Here is a 16,654-nt window from a genome sequence, read left to right on the forward strand (position 1 = left end):
CAGGTAACAAAAGATGAAAGGCTGGAAAGATAAATTTATGAGCTATGTTGAATTGGTAAAGATGAATTTTGAACAGCGCAAAACACATAGGATATTTATGTGTAAGGTATGTGGGAAAAAAGTAAGAGTACCCAAAGGAAAAGGAAAAATAGAAATAACCTGTCCTTCGTGTGGAAACAAAATGACGCATCATACATAAGAAAGAGGCGACGGACGAGCATGGATAAACTAAAGGAAAAAGTGGGGGAATCACTCACAAGCGTTCTGCCTGTTACAATGATCGTACTGTTTTTAAGCATTGTATTAGTGCCTGTAAAAATTGAGGCGATAGCAATGTTTCTGGTTGGAGCGGTGTTATTGATTATAGGTATGGGATTTTTTCAGCTTGGAGCGGAAATGTCAATGACGCCATTGGGACAGGGCATTGGCGGACAACTTGTAAAAAAACGAAAACTCCCATTGATTATCTGCGGATGCTTTTTGATGGGAACGCTTATCACTATTTCAGAACCGGATCTCCAGGTGCTGGCGAATCAGGTTGCATCCATCCCAAATTCAGTGCTGGTACTGTCGGTTGCTATTGGCGTGGGACTTTTTCTTGTTGCGGCGGTTTTGAGAATTTTATATAAAATACCGATTACCTATTTATTGATTGGAATGTATCTGATTCTTTTGGTTTTGGCAATGGCAGCTCCATCAGATTTTCTGGCGGTGGCATTTGACGCCGGGGGTGTTACCACCGGTCCGATGACAGTTCCCTTTATTATGGCTTTAGGAATTGGGCTTTCTGCATCGAGAAGTGATAAAAACAGTGCCAGCGACAGCTTTGGACTGATTGCATTGAGCAGTGTCGGACCGGTTCTGATGGTACTTGTCCTGGGTATTTTTTATCATCCGACGGATGCGGTTTATACGACTACGGTTATTCCCAATCTTGTCACTATGCAGGATGTTGTACACCAGTTTGTACGGGCGATACCACAGTACGCAAAAGAAGTTATCGTCAGTATGCTTCTGATCATTGCGGTTTTTGTGGTATTCCAGGTTTGTACACATAAATATCACAGGCGTCAGCTGCTAAAAATGAGTGTAGGATTTGGATATACGATTATTGGTCTGATTCTCTTCCTGACAGGAGTAAATGTTGGTTTTGCGCCAGTAGGAAATTTGTTGGGAGAAGGTCTGGCGGCAGGGACCTATAAATGGTTGACTGTACCAATCGGAATGCTGATCGGGTATTATATTGTGAAGGCGGAACCTGCCGTTCAGATTTTAAACCGACAGGTAGAGGATATTACGGGAGGCATGATTTCCAGTAAGCAGATGAATCAGTGTCTCTCAATCGGAGTAGCCTGTGCAGTGGGGCTGGCGATGCTGCGTGCATTAACGGGAATCGCAATTTATTGGATTTTGATTCCCGGATATGTAGCGGCGTTCGTTTTAAGTATTTTTGTTCCGCAGGTTTTCGTAGGCATTGCGTTTGATTCCGGCGGGGTGGCCAGCGGTCCCATGACGTCTACATTTTTGCTGCCATTATCAATGGGTGTATGTACTGCTGTGGGCGGGAATGTGGTGACAGATGCTTTCGGTGTCATAGCATTAGTGGCATTAGCTCCTCTGATTGCAATACAGATTATGGGAATTATTTATAAATGCAAGATGAAGAAGAATACATTGCCGTCTGAAAAAGAAATAGCAGAAGATACGATTATTGAACTGGAGGAGGAATCGTTATGAAATCGAATATGCTGGCTATGCGTCTGCTGTTTACAATAACGGATGTGAAAGAGGCGAAAAAGATAGAAGAATTGCTTTTTCAAGCTCATTTACCTATTTATTATCAATGCAGAGGGCAGGGAACGGCGAAGTCAGAATTGCTGGATATTTGCGGGTTAAGCGGGAGAGCAAGACTGATCACAGTGACAATCCTGCCTCAGAAATTAGTGGATTCAATATTTACCAGTCTCTCGCAAAAGTATCATATTACCAGAAAGGGAATGGGGATAGCCGGAACCATTCCGATAACTGGAATACAGGAAATCGTGCTGAAGATGATGGATGAAGAAATGCGCAGAAAACTGGAAGAAAATATTGAAAGGAATGAAATCGAAATGAACAAAGATGCCATGTATACAATGGTTTTGACGGCAGTAAAAGAAGGATATAGCGATCATGTAATTGATGCTGCACTAAAGGCAGGCGCAAAAGGCGGTTCTGTAATTCGGGGCAGACGGAGGGGAAATGAAGCGATTGTACAGTTTTTGGGAATTTCCATGCAGGAAGAACAGGAATTTGTACTGGTAATTGTTCCAAAAGATAAGAAGGCAGATATTATGAAATCTGTCAGTGATTCCTGCGGATTAAAAACACCGGCAAAAGGAGTGATACTTTCGGTTCCTGTTGAAGAGATTGCCGGTATGGAGAATTAACAGCAGGGAGATTTAGAAAAGATGATGGAATGACTGTTGTTTACGAAAGGTATATCAGACTGCCGGTTGTGCCGGGAAAATGCAGGATGTGCCAGAAACCTTGAAATGAGAGAAAATATGGGTTACCGTTGGGGAGAACTATAAAAACTGTTTTTTATATTTTAAACGAACGGAGGGACAGGAATTATGCAGGCAATGTGGATTACTGTATCAGAAGATCTGGGGGATATCTGCCCCGTATTCAGGAAAACATGGAATTGCAGCGGACATGTAAAATGCGCCAGAATTATGATGAGTTCTCTTGGAGTGTATGAAGCAGAACTGAATGGAAAACGAATTAGCGATTACGTGCTGGCACCTGGGTGGACGAGCTATAAAACACGTTTACAGTATCAGGAGTATGATATCACGGAAATGCTGGAAGAGAAAAATACGCTGGAGATAACGGTGGGAAAAGGATGGTTCCGTTCGCGTATGGCTGACTTTGCATATCCGGAAGAAGCAGAGAAGCGGCAAAAACAACCCTGCGGTCTTATTGCACAGCTTTCTGTTATCTATAAAGACGGAAAACAGGAAGAGCTGTATACGGATGAAACATGGGAATATGCAGAAAGTCCTGTCCGATTCAGTGAAATCTATGACGGTGAAGTATATGATGCATGTTTTTGTCCGGCGGACTGGAAACGGGCGGTGATACTAAACTGGTCTAAGGATATTCTGATTCCGCAGGAAGGATGTAAAATCAGGGAGATGGAGCGTATTTACGCAAAATCTGTGTTTCGAACACCAAGGGGGGAGTTAGTCGTCGATTTTGGACAGGAGGTGACCGGATATGTAGAATTTTCAGTGAATGCGCATGAGGGAGAGCGGATTCACATATTGCATGGGGAAATGACTGACCATGAGGGGAATTTCTATAACGAAAATTACAGAAGCGCAAAGGCGGAAATTACTTATATCTGCCGCGCAGGGAGACAGACGTGGCATCCCCGGCTTACATTTTTCGGATTCCGCTATATCATGCTGGATGAGTTCCCGAAAATGGAAGACAGTGAATTGTATACGGAACAGTTTACGGCAAATGCAGTTTATTCGGATATGGAACAGACCGGTCACATTGCATCATCGGATAACAGGCTTAATCGTCTTGTATCCAATATAATGTGGGGGCAGAAAGGAAATTTCCTTGATGTTCCCACGGACTGTCCACAACGTGATGAGCGTCTTGGCTGGACCGGGGACGCCCAGGTATTTGTGAAAGCCGCTTGCTATAATTTCGACACCGAGAAGTTTTTTACGAAATGGCTGCGGGATCTTGCGGCGGAGCAGAGGAAAGACGGGGCAGTGACGACGGTCGTACCGGATTATATGCCGGGGGACAGACCAAGTGCAGCATGGGGAGACGCGGCAGTAATCTGTCCGTGGCAGATTTACATGATATATGGGAATGAGAAAATTCTGGAAGACCAGTTTGACAGCATGAAAAGGTGGGTGGACTACATCACTGCTTCGACAAAGAAGCCCTTCCTCTGGACTGGCGGAGAACATTATGGAGACTGGCTGGGTCTCGACGCACCTGCGGGCAGCTATAAAGGATCCAGCAGGGAAGATTTGATTGCCACGGCTTATTATGCATATTCTACGGAGCTGCTGATAAGAGCGGGCAGAGTAATAGGAAAAGATATGGGCGAATATGAGGAGCTGCATAGAAGAATTGTCAGTGCTTTTCGGAAGACTTTTCCCGGATATTACACGCAGACCGAGCATGTATTGGCAGTACATTTTGGACTTGCAGAAGATGTACAGAAGACAGCGGATGACCTGGCGGAGCTGATCATACAGGATGGAACACAGATAAAGACCGGTTTTGTCGGTACGCCTCTGATTCTGCATGTGCTGAGCAGTTACGGGCATACGGCTCTTGCGTATTCTCTCCTGCTCAGAACCGGGTATCCCTCCTGGCTGTATCCCGTGGAAAAAGGAGCGACCACGATTTGGGAACACTGGGATGGCATACGGACTGACGGAAATTTCTGGAGCGCAGATATGAATTCTTTTAATCACTATTCTTACGGAGCAGTAGCAGACTGGATTTATGAGGTTGCAGCGGGAATCACACCAGTGGAGAAAGCACCGGGATTTCGCCGGGTAAGGATCGAACCGCACCCGGATGGAAGAATTGGATGGCTGGAGGTTTCCGTCAGGACAAGGAACGGAATGGTATCTTCAAGGTGGAATTGCGAAAAAGACAGTATCCGCTACGATATTAAGACAGAGATGCCCGCAGAAATCATAATCGACGGAAAAACTATGAACGTAGAACCGGGAAAATATACATTCTGGGGCAGATTGCAGAATACCTGAATTATTTTTTAATTGTGCAGCAGGGAGTGCCGTGGTAGAATAAAGAGCAGCCAACAGATGGTTATGGAAAGGAAGTACGGCATCATGAGTTATAAGCTTGCGATTTTTGATATGGATGGAACGATTCTGGATACACTGGAGGATCTGGAGAGCAGTCTGAATTTTGCACTGACGGAAGCGGGATTTCCTGTGCGGAAACGGGAGGATGTGCGGCGTTTCCTGGGCAACGGGATGCAGAGGCTGATTGAGCTGGCGGTTCCGTCAGACTGCCCGGAAGAAAAGAAAACGAAGATTCTGGAGCGTTTTAAGGAGCATTACAAAATACACTGTGCGGACAGGACAAAGCCCTATGACGGCATCACGGAGCTGCTGCAGGATTTGCGGAAGAGCGGCTGCCGGACAGCGGTTGTCTCCAATAAGGGGGACTTTGCCGTGCAGGAGCTGAATCAGCAATACTTTGCAGGGCTGATGGACTGCGCAATCGGCGAAAAGGAAGGCGTGAGGAAGAAACCGGCGCCGGACTCTGTGAACGAGGTTTTGAAAAAACTGCAGATTGACCGGCAGGATGCTGTATACATCGGCGATTCGGAGGTGGACATCCATACGGCGAAAAATGCCGGGATGGACTGCATCATCGTGAGCTGGGGCTTCCGGGAGCGGGATTTTCTTACTGCGCAGGGGGCGGAGCTGATCGTGGATTCTGCAGAGGAGCTGGAAAGACAGATTCTGGGGGCGTAGACCAAGCCGCCGTTCTGCCCGTACGGCTTCAATTCAACAGACCATTTTCCGAAGCTCTCCGGGGAGTTTTACCGTACAGGCGGAGTTTTTTCATGGTGTTGCTGTTTATATGATAAAAATGCCGCTGCTATCTTCGCAATGAGCAAAGAACGCAGCGGCATTTTTGAATTCATGGGAATTTCTTAAATTTTCCCATGAGAAAGCAAATTTTACATACCTGGAATCTGCAGAGGGACTTTACAGCTTCTCTCCGGTGAGCAGCTCGTAAGCCTGCAGGTATTTATCGATGGTTTTCTGTACGATATCCTCCGGCAGCGTCCAGTCGTTGCCCGGATTTGCTTTCAGCCAGTCGCGGGCGAACTGCTTATCAAAGGACGGCTGACCGTGTCCCGGCTCGTAGCCCTCTGCCGGCCAGAAACGGGAGCTGTCCGGGGTGAGCATTTCGTCGCCTATCACGAGATTGCCGTTTTCGTCCAGACCAAATTCAAATTTGGTATCCGCGATGATAATGCCGCGGCTGAGAGCGTAATCCGCACATTTTTTGTAAAGTGCGATCGTGCAGTCGCGAAGCTTTACAGCATACTCCTCACCCTTGCCCGGAAAATATTTTTCCAGATGTGCAATGCTCTGCTCAAAGGAAATATTCTCATCGTGGTCACCGATTTCGGCTTTGGTGGACGGGGTGTAAATCGGCTCCGGCAGCTTGTCGGATTCCTTCAGTCCTTCCGGAAGGCGGATGCCGCATACGGTACCGTTTTCCTTATAGCTTGCCCAGCCACTGCCGGTGATGTAGCCGCGTACGATGCATTCAATCGGAAGCATTTCCAGCTTTTTGCACATCATGCTGTTGCCGTCAAAACGGGGCTGGCGGAAAAATTCCGGCATATCGTTCACATCTGTGGAAATCATGTGATTCGGAAGGATGTCTTCGGTCATATTAAACCAGAATTTTGACATCTGCGTAAGTACCGTGCCCTTTTTCGTTACCGTATTGTTCAGAATCACATCAAAGCAACTGATGCGGTCTGTGGCAACCATAATAAGGCTGTCGCCGTTGTCATAAATTTCACGGACCTTTCCTTCTTTTATCGGTTTCATTTCTTCTGCGCTCATTCGTATCCACTCCTGTTTCAGTTATTATTTAAGCTATTACAGATACACTATACCATAGTTTATTTTATTTTGATATACCAAAATAAAATATATTTTTGCCTGTGCCGGGTGCACGTTACTGCGAACGAAGTGGACAGTGCCCTGTGCACGGTTATGTCTGTTCAAACGGAAGGTCTTCTGATATAATGAATTTATTCTGGCGGAAATTCGCAATAAGGCGGAAAGGATGGCGTGAGAGCGATGAATAATATGATTACTTATGCGGAAACGATGATGGACAGCTTTGCGGTGCGCCCGTTTAATTCGGTGGACAGTCTGATTTTGTCATGGGTTTCGTATATGCGTTTTCCGGAGTCAATGAGTGAAATAAGGAGCTGGCGCGGAATGGGTATCCGGGAGCTGCTTTGCGCGGAATATTTCTCGGAAATGTTTGCGGATTTATGGAATCCGGAGGGAAACCGGCAGCTTTTATTCGCGCTGGCGGCAAGTCCGCGGTTCCGCGGGATTACAGTCTGCGGCTATGTGGAGCAGCTTGACAGAGAGCGGGAAAAGCAGTTTTCTGCTACCACTTTCAGAATCGGACCGGAACTTTCTTATGTTGCATTCCGGGGAACGGATGATACCATTGTGGGGTGGAAAGAGGACTTTAATATGGCGTTCCAGTGCCCGGTCCCCTCGCAGGAAGCCGCTGTGGGATATCTTAGTGAGGCGGCTTTGCACACGCAGGGAACGCTTCTGACAGGAGGACATTCCAAGGGTGGAAACCTGTCTGTTTATGCGGCGGCAAAGTGCGCTCCCGAAATCCGGGAACGTATCCGGAAAATATACTCGCACGATGGTCCTGGCTTCCAGGAGACGGTGCTGAGCAGCGAAGCGTTCCAGCACACGCTGCCAAAGGTGGAAAAGACGATTCCGCAGTCGTCTCTGGTGGGAATGCTTCTGGAAAACCAGGAGGATTATCTGGTGGTCAGAAGCAGCAGCGTCAGCCTCTGGCAGCACGATCCGTTTTCCTGGATGGTGGAGGACGGGCAGTTCTGCATGTTAAGCGGGCTGACGCCGGGCGCGAAGATGCGGGACGCCGCGCTGAACGAATGGATTCGCAACCTCTCGGAGGAGGAACGGGAACGGTTTGTTGATGCGTTGTTTGAGGTAATTGCTGTAAACGGGATAGACACCATTTCCGAGTTTAGCTCCGGCTGGAAGAAAAACATTCCGGCGGCATTCCAGAAGGTATCGCAGCTTGATGCGGAAACGCGGGAATTTGTGTTTTGTGCGCTCAGAAATCTGGCGTCGCTCCGCATGAAGAACTTCCCGGAGCTGTTTAAGGTGCCGCGCAGCCAGGAACCGAAGAAGTCTCCGGAACCGGAAACATAACCTGTATGGTAAAAAGCGGGAGGGTACCCCCGGCGCGGCAGGAGGCGCTGATGCTGCCGCCCATGTGCTCCGTCAGACTTTTGCTGATGGTGAGACCGAGACCGGTGCCGCCGCGGCTGCGCGACTGCTCCTGCATATAGAAGCGGTCGAAGAGGCGGGTGGGGTCGGAGGGCGCCTGTTCCGGCAGGATATCGTTTTCAAAAAGAAAGCAGACGCTGCCGCCCGCCGGATTTTCCTGCACGCGCACAAAGATATGGCTTTGTGCGTAGCGCAGGGCGTTCTGCAGCAGGTTGACAAAGATGCGCTTCAGCGCATCTGCATCCCCGTGAATGCATATTTCGTGCGCGGGAAGCTGGCAGTTTATCTCCAGATGCGCTGCTTCAAACTGCGCATAATGCTCCAGACAGGTTTCACGCAGAATCCGCGCCGCGTCCACGGATTCTTTTTTGACGGAAAAATCCTGTGAGGTGACGCGCGAAAGCTCGTAAAACTGTGCAATCAGCGTCTGCAGCGATTCAGCTCTGCGGATGGCGGTCTCCAGATATCCGGCGTCTGCCGTATCCAGGGAATCTTTATTTATCAGCTTCAGATAGCCGAGCACGGCTGTCAGCGGCGTGCGCAAATCGTGGCTGATGTTCTCAATCTGCTCCTTCAGGAGCTTTTCCTGTTTTTGATAGGTGATGTGCTCCTGCCGGATGGCGGTGAGATTTTCATTGATTACCTGCAGAAGCTCCTCCAGAGAAGCTTCATGAACGGGCAGCTTTACGATGCGGTTTTCTGGAAGAGCATCGTTTATTTCCCGCAGAGCGGCGGTGGTCTGGCGGATGGATTTTTGCAGCAGGAAGAAACGGTATGCAAAATACACTGCCGCCAGAATAAATAAAATAAGTAAAATTGTCTGCATAAAAGTTCCTCCCTTCAAAGCCAGTCGTCCGCGGCAGAGTGAAAGTGTGTAAAGCCAGCCGTCCGCGGCAGGGCGTCAGCAGATAGAGCCCCCACGATGGATAGAGCCCGCCACGATGGATGCGGCGGCCGCGCATTGTCCGGCGGAGCGCCAGCGCTTAAGTCGCCGTGCATACGACAAATGCGCCAGGCGGACGTTTTTTGCTTACAGCTCCAGGCGGCGCAGGCGAAGCACGCCCCAGATAAGAAAGATAACACAGCCGATAACGCCGGCGGCGATGCAGTGCAGCATCCCTCCTGCGGTATCCCAGATACTGTTGTAGGTGTTCATGGATACGACTACGTCCATGCGCAGGAAGTTGTACGGCATCCATTCTGCGATACGCGCAAAGAGCGCAGATTTCAGACCGATAAGAAAGCACGCCATCGGAATGCCGTAGAAGAGCAGGACCCACCAGAGCATGCCGGTTATTTCTTTGCGGCAGAGCATGAATATGACATTCGCAAAAATCAGAGAGGCAACGGCGCTCGGCAGGGAGGCGGCGATAGCAAGCAGCATCTGCTGCACCGGCAGCCACTCCGGCTCCCGCAGGGTGAGAAAAGCACATGCAACATAAAATATAAAAACGACGAGAAGCAGGAGCAGGGCGGTCAGCAGGCTGACGATACACTTGCCAATCAAAATGCTTTCGCGGGAAATGCCGTAAGCGACGGTCGTTTTCAGAACGCCGGATTTCCGGTCTTCATTAAAGAGCACGCCCGCCACAGCGGCGCCGAGAATTACCATAATAAACGGCTGCGCCACAAAGTTATTTAGGGAAAAGCGCACGGTGTTATAAGCAAAATCCGGGGTGAGCGCAGCGCCGATAATTAAGGCAATATGCGTAAGCAATACAATTCCACAGAGGACTGCGCCGAAGATATAAAGGGAGCGGCTGTGCAGGATACGGTAAATTTCACTTCTTATATAGTTTAGCATGTTTTTGTACCCCCGTTTTTCAGATTCATGTAATATTCTTCCAGCGACTGGTGACAGCGCATAAGGCTGTGCACTGCAAGGTGTGCGTCAACTGCCAGGGCGCTGTAGGCTTCCGTCGGGCGGTCCGCCTGTAATATGTGAATTTTCCCCTCCGGCAGAATCTGATAGTGCGTATGTCCGAATTTCTGCTCCAGAAGAACGGCGTAGACCTGCGCGTCCGACACCTGGATTTCCACATAATCAGCGCATTTTTTATAAAGCGCTTCTGCGGAAATCTCCTCCAGCAGCTTCCCTCTCTGCAGAAATCCGAAAATGGTAGCAATCTGCTCCAGCTCGCTTAAAATGTGGCTGGATAATAAAATGGTGATGTTTTTCTCGCGGTTCAGCTTCAGAAGGAGGTTGCGCATTTCCAGAATCCCGCTGGGATCCAGTCCGTTGATGGGCTCATCGAGCAGCAGAAATTCGGGCACGCCGAGCAGGGCGACGGCAAGACCGAGGCGCTGCTTCATGCCAAAGGAGAGCTCCCGGCAGGATTTCTTACGGAATTCAGACAGACCGGTCATCTCCAGCGCCTCCTCCAGAGGCTGTTTTCCGGGGATACCCTTCTGCAGACGGTAATATTCCAGATTCTGCTCGACGGTGAGCGTCGGATAAAAACCGGCCTCCTCAATCAGCACGCCGATACGGGAGCGCGCGCTTTGCAAATCCTTCTGTGTGTGCTTTCCGAACAGGGACAGCTCCCCGGCAGTCGGAAAAATCTGTCCCGAAAGAAGCTTCAGAAAGGTTGTTTTGCCGGCGCCGTTGTCGCCGACCAGACCGTAGATTTCCCCGCGTTTTATGGAAATAGACACTTTATCCAGCGCGCAGAAATTATGGTAATACTTTGTGAGTTCACAGGACCTTGCAGTATAAGTTTCCATAGCTTTCTTAATTCCTTTCTCTATCAGTCGGCCGTTTGCAAAGCAGGGCTGCTTATGCCGGTAAAGCTTTTGCTTAACGGTCCGTTATGGATTGTATTATAAAATCTGCACTTTAAATAAGTCCTCAGGAAAGTTTAAAGAAATCATAAAGATTGCCTACGCCATTTTAAAACCAATGCCCCAGACTGTTTTTATGTATTCATTGTCTGCGTCGCAGGCGGCAATTTTTTTGCGCAGGTTGCTCACATGGACATTCACGGTGTTGTCCTCGCCGTAGTAGCCTCCCTGCCAGACGCGTTCATAGAGCGTCTCGCGGGAGAAGACCTTCTCAAGTTCCCGCGCAAGAAGCAGCAGGATGTCATATTCGTGGGGCGTGAGCACAAGCTCCTGCCCGTTTACCGTCGCTCTGCGCGCGGCGGGGCAGATGCACAGCTTTTTATAAGAAATGTCATCTGCGGCAGGCTTTGCCGCGGGCATTCTCTGCGCTCTGCGCAGGCAGGCGGTAATGCGCGCCAGCAGCTCCTCCGGCTCGAAGGGCTTTGTCATATAATCGTCCGCGCCGCCGGTCAGAAGCTGCACCTTGTCCGCCAGGGATGATTTTGCGGAGAGCACCAGAACCGGGATATCCGGCTGCTTTTCTGCGCGTATTCTTTTCAGCAGCTCCTCGCCGGTCATACCCGGCAGCATCAGATCAAGAATTATCATATCAAAGCTTTCCAGCTCCAGCCGCAGGAGAGCCTCCGTGCCCGAAAATGCCTGCGCTGTCTGCAGCCCGTTTTTTTCGCAGATACTGCGTATCAGATGATTAATGTCCGCGTCGTCCTCGGAAATCAGAATTTTTGCCATATGTTTTTCTCCTGTCTTTATCTGGTCTGATAAGGGAAACCGGGACCTGAAGCACCGGACCCATGTCATAGAATAGCATATCCGGGGCGGATGCGCTACTGGATTCCTGTGTTTTTCGCCGGGAGGCAGCCGCCTGATTCCTGTTCAGGCGTAAGCTATGCAGGCGGCAGACCGCCAGCTAAAGCAGGCTATCCGCTGCTGCCATATCTCCTGTCTGTGGCAGAACGGTGGAAGAAATGACGGCGTTTCTGAAAAAAACATAAATTTATTGTATAATATAACGAAAAAATCTTAAAAATTTCAATGTAAAAAGAAAAATATTCTATGTTTTTTCCGGAACAACATCGTGTATAATGTCGATATCAACAAACGGCACGGACAGAGGTCCGGTCAGAAGGGAGAATTTCAAGTATGAAAAAGAGAATTTTTGCACTGACAATGGCAGCAGTTATGGGTCTTTCCATGACAGCATTTGCTGAGGGCGAGGTGGCTAACAAAGATAAGCCGCTTGTATGGTTCAACCGTCAGCCGTCCAACAGCTCCACAGGTGAGCTTGATATGGCGGCTCTGAGCTTCAACGAGAATACCTATTATGTAGGATTTGACGCAAACCAGGGCGCAGAGCTTCAGGGAACAATGGTAAAGGATTATATCGAGGCACATGCAGATACGATCGACCGCAATGGCGACGGCGTAATCGGTTACGTTCTGGCAATCGGCGATATCGGACACAATGATTCCATCGCACGTACAAGAGGTGTTCGTAAAGCTCTTGGCACAGGCGTTGACAAAGACGGCGACATCAACAGCGATCCGGCAGGTACAAATACCGACGGTTCCGCAAGCGTGGTACAGGACGGCACACTGGAAATCAACGGCACGACCTACGTGGTACGTGAGCTGGCTTCCCAGGAAATGAAGAACTCCGCAGGTGCTACATGGGATGCAGCTACCGCAGGAAACGCAATCGGTACATGGTCCGCTTCCTTCGGCGATCAGATTGATATCGTTGTTTCCAATAACGATGGTATGGGCATGGCAATGTTCAATGCATGGTCCAAAGACCAGGGCGTGGCAACCTTCGGCTACGATGCAAACAGCGACGCAGTAGCAGCTATCGCAGAGGGCTACGGCGGAACCATCAGCCAGCACGCAGATGTACAGGCTTACCTCACACTTCGTGTTCTGCGCAACGCACTGGACGGCGTAGATATCGACACCGGTATCGGCACAGCAGATGATGCAGGCAACGTTCTGACAGACGATGTATATGTATACAATGAAGAGCAGCGCTCCTACTACGCATTGAACGTAGCAGTTACCGCTGACAACTACGAAGATTATCTGGATGCTACCGTAACCTACGCTCCGGTATCCAACCAGCTTGATGAGAGCGCACATGCAACGAAGTCTGTATGGCTGAACATCTACAACGCAGCAGATAACTTCCTCAGCGCTACCTACCAGCCGCTCCTTCAGAAGTATGATGACCTTCTGAATCTGAATGTGGAATACATCGGCGGCGACGGACAGACAGAGTCCAACATCACAAACCGTCTCGGAAATCCGAGCCAGTATGATGCATTCGCAATCAACATGGTTAAGACAGACAACGCAGCTTCCTATACATCTCTGCTTAGTCAGTAAGGTTGTTTGGATAAAGATGCAAGGATTATCAGGGAGAAGAAATTCTCCCTATTCCTTTTAGTAGGGGAAAATATCAGGCATAGGAGTAATAAGAATGGCAGATAAGAAAGATGTAAATGTCTTATCAATACGCGGCATGAGCAAATCCTTCGGCAGAAACCGGGTGCTCGACCACATCAATCTGGACGTGAAGCGCGGGACGGTTATGGGTCTGATGGGCGAAAACGGCGCCGGCAAATCGACGATGATGAAATGTCTTTTCGGCACCTATCAGAAGGATGAGGGCACCATTTTCCTGGATGGAAAGGAAGTAAACTTTTCCGGACCGAAGGATGCCCTGGAAAACGGTATCGCGATGGTTCACCAGGAGCTGAACCAGTGTCTGGAGCGGAACGTAATCGACAACCTTTTCCTTGGCCGCTATCCGGTCAATTCACTGGGCGTCGTTGATGAAGGCAGAATGAAAAAAGAGGCTTCGGAGCTTTTCCGTAAGCTTGGAATGACAGTAAACCTTACGCAGCCGATGCGGAACATGTCCGTATCACAGCGGCAGATGTGTGAGATTGCCAAGGCAATTTCCTACAACGCGAAAGTAATCGTTCTTGATGAGCCGACCTCCTCGCTTACCGTACAGGAGGTAAACAAGCTGTTTGAAATGATGCGGATGCTGAAGGAGCAGGGCATTGCACTGGTCTACATATCTCATAAGATGGATGAGATTTTTGAAATCTGCGACGAGATTTCCGTACTGCGGGACGGTAATCTGGTCATGACCAAGGAAACAAAAGAGACCAATATGAACGAGCTGATCGCGGCGATGGTAGGGCGTTCCCTGGAGAACCGTTTCCCACCGGTGGACAACAAACCGGGAGACGTGGTGCTCTCCATCCAGAACCTTTCCACGAAATACGAGCCGCATCTGCAGGACATCTCCTTCGATGTGCGTGAGGGAGAAATCTTCGGACTGTATGGTCTGGTCGGCGCGGGGCGTACAGAGCTTCTGGAGACGATCTTCGGCGTCCGCACCAGAGCGGCGGGGCGCGTGTATTATAAGGGACAGCTTATGAACTTTGAAAATGCCAGGGAAGCGATGGATCATGGCTTTGCGATGATTACTGAGGAGCGCAAGGCGAACGGGCTTTTCCTCAAGGAGGACCTGACGTTCAATACCACGATTGCGAACCTCGACCAGTATAAATCTGGCATTGCGCTTTCCGACCCGAAGATGGTAAAGGCGACGGCGAATGAAATAAAGGTTATGCATACAAAGTGCATGGGACCGGACGATATGATTACCAGCCTTTCCGGTGGCAATCAGCAGAAGGTCATTTTCGGAAAGTGGCTGGAGCGCAGCCCTAAGGTATTCATGATGGACGAGCCTACGCGCGGTATCGACGTAGGCGCGAAGTATGAGATCTACGAGCTGATTATCAGCATGGCAAAGCAGGGAAAGACCATCATCGTGGTTTCCTCTGAAATGCCGGAGATTCTGGGAATTACAAACCGCATTGGCGTTATGTCGAACGGGCATCTTTCCGGTATTGTGAATACAAAGGAAACAAACCAGGAAGAGCTTCTGCGGCTCAGCGCGAAATACCTATAGTGAGGGAGAACGATAAATATGGCAAATGGAAATGGAAAAATTCTGACGGCAGAGCAGGAGAAAAAGCTGCTTGCGCCCATTGAAGAATATGTCGGCAAGATTCAGAAAAAAATAGATGCGCTCAGAGCAGATGGCACCGATAAGGTCATCGCTGCCCAGAGCAGTATCGATGCAATTAAGAGAGACCGCACGATGCCGGCCTCCGAGAAAGAAGCCGCGATTGCAAAGCTCCGCAGCGAGATGGAAAAGGCAAAGAGCGTAGAGGCGGCAAACAAAAATGAAGTCTCCAGGCTGATTGCCGATGCGGAAAACTATCTGAAGGCGCATTTTGATAAAGAGTATTATCAGCCGGTGAAGGAGAGCTGCGAGCAGGAAAAGGCGCTTGCCAAGACCGCCTATGAGGAAAAGGTGGCGAAATTAAAGGCGGAGCACCAGACGACGGTAGCGAAGCTGTCCAACAGCCAGGAAATCAAGGATGAGAAATATGTACATAAAAACCGTCTGTTTGACGCAAAAATGAGTCTGGAGAAGGATCTGCAGACGATTAAGGACCGCAGACACGCAGCTTACAGCTACAAGTATCATCTGATCGACCTTCTGCGGATGTCGAAGTTCACCTTTGCGGAGACGCAGGCGCAGAAATGGGAAAACTACAAATATACCTTTAACCGCAGGGCATTCCTCCTGCAGAACGGTCTGTACATTGCAATCGTGATTATTTTCATTGCGCTGTGTATCATTACGCCGATTGTCAAGCACACACCGCTGCTGACATACAATAACGTACTGAATATTCTGCAGCAGGCATCGCCGCGAATGTTCCTTGCGCTCGGCGTAGCCGGACTGATCCTTCTTGCAGGTACCGACCTTTCCATCGGACGTATGGTAGGTATGGGTATGACGACGGCGACGATTATCATGCATCAGGGCGTCAACACCGGTTCCGTATTCGGACATGTGTTTGACTTTACCGGAATCCCGGTGGTGGGGAGAGTCTTCCTCGGACTGCTTGCCTGCGTGGTTCTGTGTACGTTCTTCACAACGATTGCGGGCTTCTTCACGGCGAAGTTCAAGATGCATCCGTTTATTTCCACGATGGCGAACATGCTGGTAATTTTTGGTCTTGTAACCTATGCGACAAAGGGTGTATCCTTCGGTGCGATTGAATCCTCGATTCCGAGCATGATTATCCCGAAGATTAACGGCTTCCCCACCATCATTCTCTGGGCGGTGGCAGCGGTCATTATCGTATGGTTTATCTGGAACAAGACAACGTTTGGTAAGAATCTGTACGCGGTCGGCGGAAACGCTGAGGCGGCGGCAGTTTCCGGTATCTCGGTATTCAAGGTAACCGTTGGCGCATTCGTTATGGCAGGTATCCTTTATGGTTTCGGTTCCTGGCTGGAATGTGCGAGAATGTTCGGTTCCGGTTCCGCAGCTTACGGGCAGGGCTGGGAAATGGACGCTATCGCAGCCTGCGTAGTAGGCGGCGTATCCTTCACCGGTGGTATCGGTAAGATTTCGGGCGTAGTAGTCGGTGTATTCATCTTCACCGCACTTACCTACTCCCTTACCATCCTCGGTATCGACACAAACCTGCAGTTCGTGTTCTCCGGTATCATCATTCTGGTGGCGGTAACACTCGACTGTCTGAAATATGTGCAGAAAAAATAAGAAGTTTTGCGAAAGAGCCGGCGGTGTCCGGCTCTTTTTTAATGTATAAGAGCAGCTTTTTCAT

At 49.4% G+C, this 16,654-nt stretch carries 13 protein-coding genes; 8 read left to right on the plus strand and 5 right to left on the minus strand.

Translation table 11 applies throughout. From position 1 onward, the window contains the following. Positions 1-219: 219 nt before the first annotated feature. The 4 genes from NQ534_RS15040 to NQ534_RS15055 all read left to right on the plus strand — a co-directional run bounded on the left by NQ534_RS15040 (position 220) and on the right by NQ534_RS15055 (position 5,531). Positions 220-1,737 carry a DUF1538 domain-containing protein gene (locus NQ534_RS15040; protein WP_040782892.1) on the plus strand — a complete coding sequence of 506 codons (1,518 nt, stop codon included), beginning with the start codon at positions 220-222 and terminating at the stop codon, positions 1,735-1,737. Further along, on the plus strand, positions 1,734-2,429 hold the full coding sequence (locus tag NQ534_RS15045) for a hypothetical protein (protein WP_006861623.1): 696 nt from the start codon (positions 1,734-1,736) through the stop codon (positions 2,427-2,429). The genes NQ534_RS15040 and NQ534_RS15045 overlap by 4 nt, the downstream gene beginning before the upstream one ends. A 186-nt stretch (positions 2,430-2,615) precedes the next feature. Then, positions 2,616-4,793 (plus strand): alpha-L-rhamnosidase, encoded by a 2,178-nt coding sequence (locus NQ534_RS15050; protein ID WP_006861624.1) that lies wholly within the window; start codon positions 2,616-2,618, stop codon positions 4,791-4,793. An 84-nt stretch (positions 4,794-4,877) separates the two neighbouring features. Then, positions 4,878-5,531, plus strand: a complete 654-nt coding sequence (locus NQ534_RS15055) for an HAD family hydrolase (RefSeq protein WP_040782988.1) — start codon at positions 4,878-4,880, stop codon at positions 5,529-5,531. Positions 5,532-5,768: 237 nt separating this feature from the next. Here the strand turns inward: NQ534_RS15055 and NQ534_RS15060 are convergent, their stop codons facing one another. Next, positions 5,769-6,629: a phosphoribosylaminoimidazolesuccinocarboxamide synthase gene (locus tag NQ534_RS15060; RefSeq protein ID WP_040782991.1), complete on the minus strand. Its 861-nt coding sequence runs from the start codon at positions 6,627-6,629 to the stop codon at positions 5,769-5,771. Positions 6,630-6,884: 255 nt separating this feature from the next. On the opposite strand from NQ534_RS15060, the gene NQ534_RS15065 reads away from it, so the two are divergent. After that, positions 6,885-8,018, plus strand: a complete 1,134-nt coding sequence (locus NQ534_RS15065) for a DUF2974 domain-containing protein (RefSeq protein ID WP_006861628.1) — start codon at positions 6,885-6,887, stop codon at positions 8,016-8,018. Here the strand turns inward: NQ534_RS15065 and NQ534_RS15070 are convergent. From NQ534_RS15070 to NQ534_RS15085, 4 genes are all read right to left on the minus strand, one after another. After that, positions 7,966-8,922, minus strand: a complete 957-nt coding sequence (locus NQ534_RS15070; RefSeq protein WP_050778296.1) for a sensor histidine kinase — start codon at positions 8,920-8,922, stop codon at positions 7,966-7,968. The genes NQ534_RS15065 and NQ534_RS15070 overlap by 53 nt on opposite strands. A gap of 204 nt (positions 8,923-9,126) precedes the next feature. Then, positions 9,127-9,900: an ABC transporter permease gene (locus NQ534_RS15075; RefSeq protein WP_006861630.1), complete on the minus strand. Its 774-nt coding sequence runs from the start codon at positions 9,898-9,900 to the stop codon at positions 9,127-9,129. Then, positions 9,894-10,820 carry an ABC transporter ATP-binding protein gene (locus NQ534_RS15080; RefSeq protein WP_006861631.1) on the minus strand — a complete coding sequence of 309 codons (927 nt, stop codon included), beginning with the start codon at positions 10,818-10,820 and terminating at the stop codon, positions 9,894-9,896. Before NQ534_RS15080 ends, NQ534_RS15075 begins: the two co-directional genes overlap by 7 nt. A 156-nt stretch (positions 10,821-10,976) precedes the next feature. Further along, positions 10,977-11,666: a response regulator transcription factor gene (locus tag NQ534_RS15085; protein WP_006861632.1), complete on the minus strand. Its 690-nt coding sequence runs from the start codon at positions 11,664-11,666 to the stop codon at positions 10,977-10,979. 438 nt (positions 11,667-12,104) lie between these two features. Here NQ534_RS15085 and NQ534_RS15090 point away from each other — a divergent pair, with 438 nt between their 5' ends. The 3 genes from NQ534_RS15090 to NQ534_RS15100 all read left to right on the plus strand — a co-directional run bounded on the left by NQ534_RS15090 (position 12,105) and on the right by NQ534_RS15100 (position 16,590). After that, positions 12,105-13,313, plus strand: coding sequence for a substrate-binding domain-containing protein (locus NQ534_RS15090; protein WP_416388634.1), 1,209 nt, complete (start codon positions 12,105-12,107; stop codon positions 13,311-13,313). A 94-nt stretch (positions 13,314-13,407) separates the two neighbouring features. Beyond that, a complete protein-coding gene (locus NQ534_RS15095) occupies positions 13,408-14,916 on the plus strand; it encodes a sugar ABC transporter ATP-binding protein (protein ID WP_006861635.1) in 1,509 nt (502 codons plus the stop codon). 18 nt (positions 14,917-14,934) lie between these two features. Continuing rightward, on the plus strand, positions 14,935-16,590 hold the full coding sequence (locus NQ534_RS15100; protein ID WP_006861636.1) for a galactose/methyl galactoside ABC transporter permease MglC: 1,656 nt from the start codon (positions 14,935-14,937) through the stop codon (positions 16,588-16,590). Positions 16,591-16,654: the final 64 nt, after the last annotated feature.

Source organism: Marvinbryantia formatexigens DSM 14469 (assembly GCF_025148285.1).
GTDB classification, from domain to species: Bacteria; Bacillota; Clostridia; order Lachnospirales; family Lachnospiraceae; genus Marvinbryantia; species Marvinbryantia formatexigens.

What these genes read in the sequence shown, in the direction of transcription:
- NQ534_RS15040 (WP_040782892.1), top strand. Translation starts at nt 220, where the DNA reads ATGGATAAACTAAAGGAAAAAGTGGGGGAATCACTCACAAGCGTTCTG.
- NQ534_RS15045 (WP_006861623.1), top strand. Translation starts at nt 1,734, where the DNA reads ATGAAATCGAATATGCTGGCTATGCGTCTGCTGTTTACAATAACGGAT.
- NQ534_RS15050 (WP_006861624.1), top strand. Translation starts at nt 2,616, where the DNA reads ATGCAGGCAATGTGGATTACTGTATCAGAAGATCTGGGGGATATCTGC.
- NQ534_RS15055 (WP_040782988.1), top strand. Translation starts at nt 4,878, where the DNA reads ATGAGTTATAAGCTTGCGATTTTTGATATGGATGGAACGATTCTGGAT.
- NQ534_RS15060 (WP_040782991.1), bottom strand. Translation starts at nt 6,629, where the DNA reads ATGAAACCGATAAAAGAAGGAAAGGTCCGTGAAATTTATGACAACGGC.
- NQ534_RS15065 (WP_006861628.1), top strand. Translation starts at nt 6,885, where the DNA reads ATGAATAATATGATTACTTATGCGGAAACGATGATGGACAGCTTTGCG.
- NQ534_RS15070 (WP_050778296.1), bottom strand. Translation starts at nt 8,922, where the DNA reads ATGCAGACAATTTTACTTATTTTATTTATTCTGGCGGCAGTGTATTTT.
- NQ534_RS15075 (WP_006861630.1), bottom strand. Translation starts at nt 9,900, where the DNA reads ATGCTAAACTATATAAGAAGTGAAATTTACCGTATCCTGCACAGCCGC.
- NQ534_RS15080 (WP_006861631.1), bottom strand. Translation starts at nt 10,820, where the DNA reads ATGGAAACTTATACTGCAAGGTCCTGTGAACTCACAAAGTATTACCAT.
- NQ534_RS15085 (WP_006861632.1), bottom strand. Translation starts at nt 11,666, where the DNA reads ATGGCAAAAATTCTGATTTCCGAGGACGACGCGGACATTAATCATCTG.
- NQ534_RS15090 (WP_416388634.1), top strand. Translation starts at nt 12,105, where the DNA reads ATGGCAGCAGTTATGGGTCTTTCCATGACAGCATTTGCTGAGGGCGAG.
- NQ534_RS15095 (WP_006861635.1), top strand. Translation starts at nt 13,408, where the DNA reads ATGGCAGATAAGAAAGATGTAAATGTCTTATCAATACGCGGCATGAGC.
- NQ534_RS15100 (WP_006861636.1), top strand. Translation starts at nt 14,935, where the DNA reads ATGGCAAATGGAAATGGAAAAATTCTGACGGCAGAGCAGGAGAAAAAG.